Raw genomic sequence first — 12,550 nt, forward strand, 5'->3', positions numbered from 1 at the left:
CGTTATCACTGAAGTAATAACTTTCGAAAGCCGGGACAAGAGGCGCGAAATCCGCGCGCCTTGACCTGCGCGCCTCGACAGGGCAAACCGCAGCGGCTCCCGCCGCGAGCTCCAAGCGAAAGTCCAATGCCCAAAATCAACGGAAACCAGATCACGCCCGGCGCGGTCGTCAGCCATGACGGCGGCCTTTGGGTTGCGGTCAAGACCAATAGCGTCAAGCCCGGCAAGGGCGGCGCCTTCAATCAGGTCGAGCTCAAGAATCTCATTGACGGCCGCAAGCTGAATGAGCGGTTCCGCGCCGACGAGACCGTCGATACGGTCGATCTGGAGCTGAAGGACTTCAGCTATCTTTACGCCGAGGGCGACAATCTCGTCTTCATGGATCTTGAATCCTATGATCAGATCGAACTCCCCAAGCATTTTGTCGGCGAGCGCGCGGCTTTTCTGCAGGACGGCATGAAGGTCACGCTGCAGATGCATGAGGCGCGGCCGATCTCGATCCGGCTGCCGCAGCAGGTGACGCTCGAAATCGTCGAGGCGGACCCGGTCGTGCGCGGCCAGACGGCGGCCTCCTCCTACAAACCCGCCATTCTCGAAAACGGCCTGCGCGTGCTCGTGCCGCCCTTCATCGGCGTCGGCGAGAAAATCGTGGTCGACACCAATGAGGTCGCCTATTTGCGCAGGGCCGAAGCATGATCCGCTCCGCCCTCATGAATGTAATGACCGGCGCGGCGCTAAAAGCCGGGCGCGGGCTGAAGCGCGACTTCGGCGAGGTTGAAAATCTGCAGGTCTCGGTGAAGGGGCCGGGCGATTTCGTCTCCGCCGCCGACAGGCGCGCCGAAAAAGTGCTGTTCGAGGAGCTGTCCAAGGCCCGCCCGGGCTATGGCTTCATCATGGAGGAATCGGGCGCGGTCGAGGGCTCGGACAAGAGCCACACTTTCATCATCGATCCGCTCGACGGCACCACCAATTTTTTGCACGGTCTGCCGATCTTTTCGATCTCGATCGGCCTCGTGCGCGAGGGACAGGTCGTCGCCGGCCTCGTCTATAATCCCGCCAATGACGACATGTTCGTCGCCGAAAAAGGGCAGGGGGCCTATCTCAACAACCGGCGGCTGCGCGTCGCCGCCCGCCGCGAGCTTTCCGATGCGCTGATCGGCTGCGGCACGCCCCATATCGGCAAGGCGAGCGGCCACGCCCGCTTCAAGCAGGAATTTTCCGCCGTGATGGCGAATGTCGCCAATATCCGCCGGCTCGGCTCGGCGGCGCTCGATCTCTGCTATGTCGCCGCCGGCAATTACGACGGGTTCTGGGAGCGCGACCTGCAGCAATGGGACATCGCCGCCGGGATCATCATGATCAAGGAGGCTGGCGGCTATATTACCGACGCTGACGGGGGCCCCGATCCGCTGGCCAAGGGCACGGTCTGCGCCGGCAACGACATCATTCACCGCGCGCTGCTGGCGCTGGTGAAGCAGGGATAGCCTTACCACCAGGCGCGCGATGCGGGCGCGCCGGCAGGACGGAGCGGGCGGCGCAATTATTAAATTTTACGCGCCCAATCTCGACGAAAGCAAAAAGCCTCCTACATCTTGATCATCACCGGTCCGCGCGAAGCGGGCGTCCCGGCGATCAGGAGCTTTTGTCGATGAGCGAAGACATGGGAAGAAAACCTTACGATCCGGGCTTTTCCCGAGCCAGCGCCCGCGCGGCTGTGTGCGGCGCCGGATGGAAGCCTCTTGAGATCGCCGCGATGGTGTTCGGCTTTGCCTTGTACTGGCCGCTCGGCGTCGCCGTGATCGGCTTCAAATTCTGGCAGAAGCGCAGCGGTTACCAGGGCGATCTGTTCTCGTTCGGTCGCGAAAAATGGGAAAGCGCCTCGTCCTGGCGGTTCTCGGGCTCGGCCCGCGGCTTTGCCGAACGCGGCTGGCGCAGCGCGGGCTTCGGCTCCAGCGGCAATCGCGCTTTCGACGACTGGCGCAATAGTGAACTCGCCCGTCTCGAGGAAGAGCGCCGCAAGCTTGTCGCCGCCGAGCGCGAATTTACGGAGTTCATGGAAACTCTGCGCCATGCGCGCGATCGGGAGGAGTTCGACCGCTTCATGCAGGAGCGCCGCTCGCGCGACAATACGACCTCGGTCTAAGACCGCCGCAAGGCAACTCAAGGCGCCGCGAAAGCGGCGCCTTTTTCATGCGCGCCAGAGCATATTTCAACGCATCCGCTGGTCCACAAAGCTTTCAGCTTCGGGCGGCTGCTCAATCATCCGGGGCGCGGCGCAGCTTCTTGACCGTTCCCCGCGCGGTCTTTGCGTCCGTACGCTTGTTGCGCGCGCTCAGCGATGGGCGGGTTTTGACGCGGAACTTTGGCTGTTTTGCCGCGGCTGCGATTAGCGCCAGCAGCCGCGCTATGGCATCCTTGCGGTTCATCTCCTGCGAGCGAAAGCTTTGCGCGAAAATGACGATCTCGCCTTCTTTCGTCGCGCGCGCGCCGGCAAGACGCAGCAGGCGACGCTTCACCGGCGCCTCGAGCGAAGGTGAGTTTTCAGCGTCAAACCGCAGCAGCGCCGCCGTCTCGACCTTGTTGACGTTTTGGCCGCCCGGCCCGGAGGCGCGCGCATAGGAGAGGGCGATCTCGTCCTCGTCGATGAACAGATGCGGACCCGCTGCGACTTTTGCCATGGCGTTCACTCTTGGCCGCTCCCGGCGGCGCTAAATTTCAACCCTCGTTAACCTACTTGCTTTAGCGGGGGTTAAAGAATCGCAGCCAATCTGCCGCAATGGCGCGCCGGATCCTGCTCCTCGCCTTTGTTGCAGCCCTGATTGGATCGCTGGCCGGCTGCTCCAACTATGAGCGCGCGCGCCGGCCGGTCTGGCGCGAGCAGGCTGAAAACGCCTGTTTCGCGCGCCGCCCGTTCGAGCTCTCAAATTATATCCAGCCGGCGCGCGAGATCAGCGGCCCTGGCATTTGCGGGCTGACGCGGCCCCTCAAAGTCTACGCCCTCGACAATGGGACGGTTGGATTTCAGACCGGCTATACGCTCGATTGTCCGATGGTCGCAGCGCTTAACGAATGGGTGCGCGAGGTCGTGCAGCCGACGGCGCAGGCCCGCTTCGGCCAGCGCATCGTCGAAATCATCGGCATGGGCTCCTATTCCTGCCGCGGCATCAATGGGTCCGCCTATGGGCGCCTGTCGGAACATGCGTTCGGCAACGCCCTCGACATCGGCGGCTTCCGGCTGGCCGACGGACGCGAGATCACCGTGGTGCGCGACTGGACGCGCGGCGACGATCAGGCCCGCGCCTTTTTGCAGGAGGTCCATATGGGCGCCTGCTCCCATTTCACGACGGTGCTCGGGCCGGGCTCCAATGTCTTCCACTACAATCATATTCACGCCGATCTTGCGATGCATGGCGCGACTTCGACCGGACCGCGCCGCATCTGCAAGCCGTTCCTGCAGCTCAATCCTGCCGTGGCGCCGCCGGCGGCCGCCCCCTCCGACGGACTGCCTGAGGCGCCGGACATCGACGACGATCTCGAGGTCGCGCATAATAATGTTTTGAAGCAGAATGCCGAAGCGCTTCAGGTTGGCCCCGGGCCAGGGCCGACGGCGCGCATCCCCGACGCTTATTTCGCCGCGGCGATGCGTCCGCCTGCGGCGATCCCGACGCGGCCTGCCGCCGCCAGCGCTTATGCGCCAGTCGCGCCAATGGGCCGGCCTTCCTCCGCGCCGGCGGCAAGAGGCGGGGCGCCGGAAGGCGATCCGTCGCAATGGGATCTGACCTCGACTGTCGCGCCGCGCCGCTAGAGCATCCGCCCGGAAGTGGCAGCGTTTTCGGGGAGAGCGGATGCATTGGAACAATGAGTTCGAGCAAGCGCGTTTCAATCGGATCGGTTTTTGTTCTGACGATCAGGCTGCGGTGCGGATACGGCTGGCATTGTCGAGGATCGCGCGGCCGAGCGCTTCGGCCGCCGCATTGCCGTGGCCGCCGCCGACGACCACGAATTCGATATGTCCCAAGGCGGGCAACGCGCGGGAGGCAGGCAGCGGCGCGAGGCCTTCCGGAATGAGGCGCTCCGAATGGGCGGCGACGCCGAGCCCCGCGAGAGCCGCCGCCCTGATGCCACTGAGACTGTCGGCGGTGCAGACGATGCGCCAGCTCCGCTTGGCCTTCTCCAGAGCCGCAAGCGCATGGGCGCGGGTTATGCTCGGCGGACGCAGCGCGATCAGCGGCAGCGGCGCGGCCGTATTCATCTCGAAACCAGGCTGGCCGACCCAGACCAGCTCTTCCTTCCAGCCAAATCGGCCGCGCTCGTCGCCGCGCCGCCGCTTCACGAAAATGAGGTCGAGTTCGCCGGCGTCATAACGCTCATAGAGAATGCCGCTGAGGCCGACCGTCAATTCGAGATCGACGGCGCTGTGCTGCTTGGTAAATTCGGCCAGCACTTGCGGCAGAGCGGTGAAGACGAAATCCTCCGATGTGCCGAACCTCACATGTCCGCGCAGATCCGAGCCTGCGAGCAGGCTGGCGATGCGCGCATTGGCTTCGAGCGCCTGCCGCGCGAAAGGCAGCACGGCGTCGCCGTCCGGGGTCAGAGTCACGGAATGGGTGTCACGCGAAAGCAGACGCCGCGCGGTTTTCAGCTCGAGCCTGTTGATATGCTGGCTGACGGTTGACTGGCTGAGGCCGAGCTGCCGGGCTGCAAGGGTAAAGCTCTTCGCCTCGGCGACCGCGACGAGGCTGCGCAGAAGGACGGGATCAATCGGATCGGCCATGGGTTCTTCATCACATTTCTAAATGACTGTTATCAAATCTATCACGTTTCTTCATAACGGCGTGCGTGTTAGAAAAAACGCTCTCCTAATTTTGGTGACGCCATGTTCGACCGGCAGCTCTTGTCCCGCTTCGGGGTTGACCCTTATCTCTTCGCGCTCATCGCCACGGTGACGCTTGCGCTGATTTTTCCGGCGCGGGGGGCTGCGGCGGAGACAATGGGCTACGCGGCCTATGGCGCTGTTTCGCTGCTGTTTTTTCTTTATGGCGCGCGCCTCGCGCCTCGGGCCGTCATAGAGGGATTTTCCCATTGGCGGCTGCAATCCATCGTGCTTTTTCTGACCTTTATTCTGTTTCCGGCGATCGGCCTCGCACTCACAACGGCTCTCCGCCCCTTCCTGTCGTCGCCGCTTGCGGTTGGTCTTTTGTACCTCTGTCTGATGCCGTCGACGATCCAGTCCTCGATCGCCTTTACCTCGATCGCGCGCGGCAATGTCGCGGCGGCGCTCTGCAGCGCGTCGGCGTCCAACGTGCTTGGCGTTTTCATCAGCCCGGCGCTTGTCGCTTTGCTTCTGTCGACGCAGAGCCACGGCTTCAACGTCGCGGCCGTGGAGGACGTCGCCTTGCAGCTTCTGCTGCCTTTCGCCCTCGGGCAGCTCGCCCGGCCGCTGATCGGCCGCTGGCTCCTGGCGCATAAGCTTCTGACGTCGATCGTCGATCGCGGTTCGATCCTGCTCATCGTCTATGTCGCCTTCGCCGAGGGGACGGCCGCGGGCGTCTGGGCGCAGCTCAGCTGGCAGGGGCTGGCGCTGATCCTCGCGCTCGATTTTCTGATCCTGGCGATTGTCCTCGTCGCTTCAACGTTGCTCAGCCGCCGGCTCGGTTTTTCGAAAGAGGACGAGATCGCTATCGTCTTCTGCGGGTCGAAAAAAAGCATGGCGGGCGGCCTGCCGATGGCGAGCATCCTGTTTCAGGGGCAGCCCCTTGGCCTTATCGTTCTGCCGCTCATGCTGTTTCATCAGGTTCAGCTGTTCGCCTGCGCGATTTTGGCGCAGCGCTACGCCCGCCGCCCGGCGGCGACGGAGCGCCCCGATGCGTCGGCCTCGCCGGCGGAGCGGCGCATGGCCGCTGAATAGATTTCTGGCTCACCTCCGGCTGCGGTCGGCGCGGTTGACGTAAAAGTCAGCATTGAGACGGCCTAAGCCGGATCGGCGCCGGTGAGCCGCGCCGACCAGTCTTCGATTGTCCGCATCGCGAGGCGCCGCTCGGCGATGCGCCGCCACCCGTCCGGGAGACGGGCGAGAGCGGCCATCGCGGCGAGTTCCTCGCTGTTTTGCGAATCGACATAGAGCGCGCGCCAAAGGCGGCTGATCGGCCAGTCGGGCGAGCGGCGGTCGATGAGGCGCAATTCATCTCCGGGCGCGACAAAGCCATCCTCGAGGACGCGATAATACCAGCCTGTGCGCCCGCTTTTCTGCACCCGCATTGCCATGTCGGGGATTGCGAAGCGGACGTTGAGCTTCCAGCAGGGCTGGCGTCCCTGCGAGACCTCGATCAAAGCCGCGCCGACCCGGAAGACGTCGCCAAGCGCGACGCTATCCTCGTCGAGCCCTCGCGTGGAAAAATTCTCGCCGAAAGCGCCCGGCTGATCGAGACGCGGCAGGGCGCCGATTTCCGTCCGCCACGTCGCATAATGCTCGAAGGGATAGTGATGCGCCGCCTTGTCGGGGCCGCCGTGATTCTTGCGATCGCCCTGAAAATCGCCCTCGAACCCCTCGCGACCAAGTTTCAAGCGACGGCGGGCCGGATGCTTGTCGATGCCGCTTGGCGCGCGCTTGTCGCCAAGCGGGGCGAGCGCGCCGATCAGCAGATGATCGATTCGCGCGCTTGATTTTGGCGGCGGCGGCGGTTCAGCGACGATCATCGGCGCGATCCTGGTTTCAGGCGGCGACGAGGGGTCGCGCCAGAATGAGGTCAAAGGCGCAGGTTAAAAAGTCATCGAGCGGCGCGCGGCTTTTCGTCAGCCGGGATCGCATCACTGCGCCCTGCCAGGAGTTGATGAGGAAACGCGCCACAACCTCCGGATCACGGTCCTGCGCAAGCTCGCCCTCGGCCTGGGCCTGACGCAATAACGAGCCCACAGCGCCGCTCCACCGGGCAAGCGTCTCGTTCAAAGCCTCGCGCATGACCGGATAGTCGTCAGCCATATCCGCCGCAAAATTGCCGATCATGCATCCGCGCGCGAACGCCCAGCCTTCCGATCTTGCCGCCAGAAATTCGAAATGCGCCCGCAGCCTCTCCAGCGGCGGCTTGTCGCCCTCAAACAGCATGCCCATCCGGCTGTCGTCGCGATAGCGCGCGAGCGCCTCCAGCGCCAGCAGCTCCTTCGTCTTGAAATGATTGTAGAATGATCCCTTGGGCGCGCCGGCGGCCTCGGTGATGTCCTGCACGCTGCAGCCATTAAAGCCCTGGGCGTGAAAACGCTCCAGCGCGGCGTCGACGATGTTTTCGCGTAGGCTGGCTCTGGCCATCCCCTTCTCCCTATTTTATCTTCTGTTGCCGTATAATATGACCGGTCTGATTAATTGCAAGAAAAGTTTCGTGAAAACGCCAAATTTCGCTGGGAGCAAAACGAAATGCGAGCCGATGAAGCGGGGATATCGGAATTAATATGACTAGTCATATTATTAATTAATTACATAGAATTGGGCCGCGCCTCATATTCTTCGTCCCGGACGAGGCTGCTCGCCGAGCTCCTCGGGACCGCTGCCTATCGCTTTTTTGATTTCAGCTTGATCGTCTCGCCATCCACAACGAACCGGCCATATCCATGATGATGGATTGTCTTGGGCTGCTTCTGCGCCGGATCGCGCCAGGCCTTCAGCACTTCGAGAATGAAGAGATTGTATTGGCGCATGAGCCGCGTATCGACCACCTTGCATTCGAGATTGGCGAAACACTCGGCAATCAGAGGCGCCGCCACGCGCTTGGCGGGCGTCGGCGTCAGGCCGAACCTCTCGAACTTGTTCACATCGCGGCCCGAGCAATTGCCGACTTCCGCGACCTTGGACGCCAGCTCCAGCGCCGGAACAGGGATCACGCATTCTTTCGTCGCCTTCAACGCGGCAAAGCTGTGATTGGCGCTGCCGACGACGCAGGCGACGTAAGGGGGCTCGAATTCGACCATCATATGCCAGGACATCGTCATGACGTTGGCGCAGCCCTTGGCGGCGGTCGTCAGCAGGACCACAGGGCCAGGTTCGAGCAACTGGTAGACCTTCGACAGCGGCAGATCTTTCATCGCGCGCGTCTCCAATCATCGCTTTGGCGCTGAGCCGCGAGCTTCTATGCGTTCCGATGAACGAACGCGTCGGTCGATTTCCGGCCGCGCGTCCCACCCGGTCCATGCTCGGGCGGGGCCGTCGGTTTGCCGCGTGCATAACTGCAAGGCGCGGGACCGCGACATGCGTCGCGGTCTGTTGAATTTCGCATCAGAGGCCGAAGGGATAGGTCTCATCCTCGCCGGCGGTTACCTTCGTCGGCAAAGGTATCACCGCATGAGTCTCGTCGAACCATACAAAAGCGTCGTACTGGTCGGGAAGCGTCGCGTAGCTGTAGTGGCTCCAGCGCTCCGTCTCGGGCCGATAGATGACGCCGATGTAGCGTTCAAGTCGTGGTTCGGCCATGACGCGGCGAAGATCGTCATGCTGCCCGGCTCGTAAGTCCAGCAAGAAGCGTTCGGCGCCTACCTCGTGGCACAAGGCCTCGTAACTGCCCGGACGCGACGGCCTGACAGCCTTGACCTCCATCGGCGCGTCCCATTCGGACGCAGCCGCGACGGTGCCGGTATGCGTGCCAAAACCGATCAAGGCAGCGCCGCGCCCATACGTCTGACGGCACAACTGGCCAATGTTCAGCTCGCCGCGCTCGGCGCCCATGTCGGTGAATCGTGCGTCCCCGATGTGGGAGTTATGCGCCCAGACGACGGCCTTCTTGTCCGGACCGGCCTGTGCGAGAATATTCTGCAGTGTATCGAACATGTGCTGGTCGCGCTGATTCCAGGATTCGTGGGCGCCGTAATACATGGCCCGGTAATAGCGCTCCGCGTCGGCCACCAGACGGGCGTTCTGCGTGGCGTCGAAAAAATACCCGCCATCGAGGCGCGCGTATTGGAGTTCCTTCTCCAAAAGATCAACGAGAATGCGCGTCACCGGCTGTTCGCACAGCGCGTAGCCTTCGGTGAGCGAGGCCCGCCCATAGGCCGCCGGCTCCCGCGACCAGGGCGACAGGCAGGCGTAGCGCGCCCGCGCCGCTTCCGCAGCCTTGGGATCGACGCGATCGAGATAGGCGAGCACGGCGGCTATCAAGGCCGTCATGTTGTAGAGGTCGAGGCCATAGAACCCCACCTTGTCGCCGGGCAACGTCGTGGCGTTGTGGCCGCGCAGAAAGCCGACGAAGGCGTCGACATCCTTGTTGCGCCACATCCAGGTTGGGAAGCGGGCGAATGGCGTTGAGCTCATCGGCTGATGCGGGCTGCGCCGCACATAGCGGTCGATTGCGGCGGCGTCCGGCCAATCAGCCTCGACAGCCACGATCGTGAATCCGTGCCGCTCGATCAGCCGACGCGTGATGGCGGCGCGGGCGCGGTAGAATTCCGAGGCGCCGTGCGAGGCCTCGCCAAGCAACACGACGCGGGACTGGGCAAAGCGGTCAAAGGCGGCAGCGAAGGTAGGGTCATCCAACGAAAGCAACGGTTCGGCGGCGGCGCGCAGCACGGCCGCCGTCGATATCTGTGGCGCCGGCCGCGCTGCCGGGGGCGCCGGCGCACGGCTGGGCTCCAATGGCGTCAGATAATGCTGAAACCAGGCGCTCGCCATATCGGTCGCCAGCTCCAGCGCGCCAGCCTCTTCAAACAGATGGGTGGCGTTGGGAACGATCTTCAGCAGCTTTTCACATTTCAGCGCAGCCAGCGCCTGCCGGTTCAACGCGAGGACCTGCCGATCCTCGCCGCCGACGATCAGCAGGCTCGGCGCGCGGACCTCCGCCAGCCGGGGGCCGGCCAGATCGGGGCGTCCGCCGCGGGAGACCACCGCCGCCACGCCGCCCTGAAGTTCAGCCGCCGCCAGCATGGCCGCCCCCGCGCCGGTGCTCGCGCCAAACAGGCCAAGCGGCAGGTCGGCGATGTCGGGCTCGGCGCGGATCCAAATCGCCGCTTCCAGCAGGCGCTCCGCGAGCAGTGGAATATCGAAAACGTTACGGCGGTCCTTCGCTTCTTTCTCTGTCAACAGATCCAGCAGAAGCGTGGCGAAGCCCTGTGCGTTCAAAGTGTTGGCGACGGCGGCGTTGTGCGGACTGAGGCGGCTCGACCCGCTTCCATGGGCGAACAGAATGACGCCGCGCGGGTCCGGCGGCACGTAGAAATCGCCGACCAAACCGAGCGGCGGGACAGCGATCTGACGCCTGGCTGAACCCGACTCGGCTTCCCCGGTCTCCGCCCAGCGCTGACGCAGCAACCCGATTGTCTCTTCATCGGTGAGTTGATGGAAATCGTCGTAGAAGGCGCCGACCCCCTGGAAATGCCTGGCGGGATGCAGGCACAGGACAAGGTCGGCGTGCTGGCGCATTTCAGCCAGCGTTTCTTCCGGCGCCGCGGGAATGGCGAGGACAATTTTGGCGGCGCCCTGCCGTTTGATCGCGATGAGCGCGGCTTTTGCCGTGGCCCCCGTGGCAAGACCATCGTCGACGATGATGGCGGTGCGTCCGGTTGGCTCCAGTCGCGCACGGTCGTCAAGGTATCGGACGCGCCGGCGTTCGAGCTCCGCGAGTTCACGCTGGCGCGCGCGCTCAAGATAAGCGTCGTCCGCGCCGGAAGCCCGCCGAACATCTTCGTTGATCACGGTCTGCGGGCTTTCGCCTTCGACGACGGCGCCAAGCGCCAATTCCGGCGCGCCGGGCGCGCCGATCTTGCGCACCAGAATGAGATCGAGAGGGCAGCGCAGGGCGCGCGCGATTTCCAGAGCCACCGGCACGCCGCCACGCGGCAACGCATAGACTGCCGGGCGATCAAGCTGCATCGTGACCAATTTGGCTGCCAACTGGCGGCCGGCATCGGCCCGGTCGCGAAACTTGAAATGCAAGCCAGCCATCCAATTACTACCAATTATCGGTCTGGGCGCCGCATTGATTCAGGTCAAAGCGATCCTGCCGAGCATCGGCGCGCCGGCTTCACTCGCCGCGATGGCGACGATTTCCGCCTTGCATAATGATCGCGCGCCGTGGTCATCGGTGCGGCGCAAAAGCGCTTTCTGCAAATCTTGGCGGCTGGCCTTCGGTGCGCCGCCGGGTCGCCCATTCGCCCGCCACGCTCGCGAGCCCGGGAAGCCGAGCGACTTGAGACGCCGCCAGAGTTCAGCTGCGTTGCGGCGGCCCACGGCTAATCAGGCATCGAGTTTGGCCCGCAGCATATGATGGATAAGTTTTCGGCTATAGTCAGGCGAAGGCCCAATCCGATCCGGGAGAAGCTTATTTGCCTGACATCGAATCCGTCGTCGCGGAGATCGCGGAGAGCCTGTCGCGCCGCACCGAGCGCGGCAAGGTCGCGACCTATATTCCCGAACTCGCGCGGGTGCCCATCGACCAGTTTGGCATGGCTGTGTTCATGGCGGATGGCAAGATGATCGTCGCCGGCGACGCCGAGACGCCCTTTTCCATCCAGAGCGTCTCGAAGGCCTTCACCCTGACGCTGGCGCTCGGGAAAGTAGGCGACCGGCTGTGGAGCCGGGTCGGCCGCGAACCCTCGGGCGATCCGTTCAATTCCATCGTCCAGCTGGAATATGAGAAAGGCAAGCCGCGCAATCCCTTCATCAATGCGGGCGCCATCGCGGTCACGGATACGCTGCTCGCCGGACACGCGCCAAAGGAAGCGCTGGGGGAGATCCTCGACTTCGTCCGCTTTATCGCCGACGACGAAACAATTTCGATCGACGAACATGTCGCCCGTTCTGAAAAGCAGACCGGCTTCCTCAACACGGCGCTCGCCAATTACATGCGCGCCTTCAAAGTGCTGGAACATCCGGTCGACCATGTGCTTGGCGTCTATTTTCACCATTGCTCGATTGCGATGACCTGCCGCCAGCTGGCTATGGCGGGGCGCTATCTTGCCTTTTCCGGGCGGCTGCCGGGCCAGAATGTTTCGGTCGTCTCCAGCGAACGGGCCCGGCGCATCAGCGCGCTGATGCTGACCTGCGGACATTACGACGGCTCAGGGGATTTCGCGTTCCGGGTTGGCCTGCCGGGCAAGAGCGGGGTCGGCGGCGCCATCCTCGCCGTCGCGCCGGGCAAGGCCTCCATCGCGGTCTGGTCGCCCGGTCTCGATCAGAACGGCAATTCGGTGCTGGGATCGCTCGCGCTGGAGCAGCTGGCCAAAGCCATGCGCTGGTCGGTGTTTGGGGATTGACGGAAGCGGCGCTTGGCGTCCGCCTTGCGCGGCGCTCGCCCCGCCTTCAAGGCGCTGCACCCGGGCGGTCAGGGTGAATCGCCTGCCGCACTTGATCTATTGATTTATGCATGCGCCTTGCTGGAAAGGCTGCGCCTTTTCCGATCATGCTCGAGATGCAGCTCCCGAGATCGAGAATCAAATGAACGAAAGTGAATCTTTCGATGAAAACGGAGCGACTGCAAGGCCAACTACGACTTAGATAGCAATAGACCTGTCCCAAGATTATGGGCGTCTCGCGTTTTCAATGCGGCCAAAGACGAAAATCATCGAAATCTTTGTC

At 63.4% G+C, this 12,550-nt stretch carries 12 protein-coding genes; 6 read left to right on the top strand and 6 right to left on the bottom strand.

Annotated features, from left to right (window positions below; all coding sequences use genetic code 11):
• Positions 1–126: 126 nt before the first annotated feature.
• The 3 genes from efp to CR492_RS02300 all read left to right on the top strand — a co-directional run bounded on the left by efp (position 127) and on the right by CR492_RS02300 (position 2,143).
• Positions 127–696, top strand: coding sequence for an elongation factor P (gene efp / locus CR492_RS02290; RefSeq protein ID WP_102842063.1), 570 nt, complete (start codon positions 127–129; stop codon positions 694–696).
• Positions 693–1,484 carry an inositol monophosphatase family protein gene (locus CR492_RS02295; protein WP_102842064.1) on the top strand — a complete coding sequence of 264 codons (792 nt, stop codon included), beginning with the start codon at positions 693–695 and terminating at the stop codon, positions 1,482–1,484. The genes efp and CR492_RS02295 overlap by 4 nt, the downstream gene beginning before the upstream one ends.
• Positions 1,485–1,648: 164 nt before the next feature.
• A complete protein-coding gene (locus tag CR492_RS02300; RefSeq protein ID WP_245411927.1) occupies positions 1,649–2,143 on the top strand; it encodes a DUF2852 domain-containing protein in 495 nt (164 codons plus the stop codon).
• Positions 2,144–2,255: 112 nt separating this feature from the next.
• Here the strand turns inward: CR492_RS02300 and arfB are convergent, their stop codons facing one another.
• The gene (arfB, locus tag CR492_RS02305; protein WP_102842065.1) at positions 2,256–2,678 is read right to left on the bottom strand and encodes an alternative ribosome rescue aminoacyl-tRNA hydrolase ArfB; all 423 of its coding nucleotides are present in this window, start codon (positions 2,676–2,678) and stop codon (positions 2,256–2,258) included.
• Between the two features lie 98 nt (positions 2,679–2,776).
• Between arfB and CR492_RS02310 the strand changes: the two genes are divergently transcribed.
• Complete coding sequence (locus CR492_RS02310) at positions 2,777–3,805, top strand: extensin-like domain-containing protein (RefSeq protein ID WP_102842066.1); 1,029 nt, start codon at positions 2,777–2,779, stop codon at positions 3,803–3,805.
• 102 nt (positions 3,806–3,907) lie between these two features.
• On the opposite strand, the gene CR492_RS02315 is transcribed toward CR492_RS02310, so the two are convergent.
• Entirely contained in the window at positions 3,908–4,774 is an 867-nt protein-coding gene (locus CR492_RS02315; protein ID WP_102842067.1) for a LysR family transcriptional regulator, read from the bottom strand.
• A gap of 102 nt (positions 4,775–4,876) precedes the next feature.
• On the opposite strand from CR492_RS02315, the gene CR492_RS02320 reads away from it, so the two are divergent.
• Entirely contained in the window at positions 4,877–5,908 is a 1,032-nt protein-coding gene (locus tag CR492_RS02320) for a bile acid:sodium symporter family protein (RefSeq protein WP_102842068.1), read from the top strand.
• A 62-nt stretch (positions 5,909–5,970) separates the two neighbouring features.
• On the opposite strand, the gene CR492_RS02325 is transcribed toward CR492_RS02320, so the two are convergent.
• The 4 genes from CR492_RS02325 to CR492_RS21415 form a co-directional block, all read right to left on the bottom strand.
• The gene (locus CR492_RS02325) at positions 5,971–6,696 is read right to left on the bottom strand and encodes an MOSC domain-containing protein (protein ID WP_102842346.1); all 726 of its coding nucleotides are present in this window, start codon (positions 6,694–6,696) and stop codon (positions 5,971–5,973) included.
• Positions 6,697–6,712: 16 nt separating this feature from the next.
• Positions 6,713–7,303 (bottom strand): TetR/AcrR family transcriptional regulator, encoded by a 591-nt coding sequence (locus CR492_RS02330; RefSeq protein WP_102842069.1) that lies wholly within the window; start codon positions 7,301–7,303, stop codon positions 6,713–6,715.
• A gap of 239 nt (positions 7,304–7,542) precedes the next feature.
• Positions 7,543–8,073 (bottom strand): flavin reductase family protein, encoded by a 531-nt coding sequence (locus tag CR492_RS02335; RefSeq protein WP_102842347.1) that lies wholly within the window; start codon positions 8,071–8,073, stop codon positions 7,543–7,545.
• A gap of 190 nt (positions 8,074–8,263) precedes the next feature.
• The gene (locus tag CR492_RS21415) at positions 8,264–10,918 is read right to left on the bottom strand and encodes an erythromycin esterase family protein (RefSeq protein ID WP_102842070.1); all 2,655 of its coding nucleotides are present in this window, start codon (positions 10,916–10,918) and stop codon (positions 8,264–8,266) included.
• A gap of 380 nt (positions 10,919–11,298) precedes the next feature.
• On the opposite strand from CR492_RS21415, the gene CR492_RS02345 reads away from it, so the two are divergent.
• Positions 11,299–12,228 (top strand): glutaminase, encoded by a 930-nt coding sequence (locus tag CR492_RS02345; RefSeq protein WP_102842071.1) that lies wholly within the window; start codon positions 11,299–11,301, stop codon positions 12,226–12,228.
• Positions 12,229–12,550: the final 322 nt, after the last annotated feature.

It is taken from the genome of Methylocella silvestris (genome assembly GCF_002891535.1).
GTDB classification, from domain to species: Bacteria; Pseudomonadota; Alphaproteobacteria; order Rhizobiales; family Beijerinckiaceae; genus Methylocapsa; species Methylocapsa silvestris_A.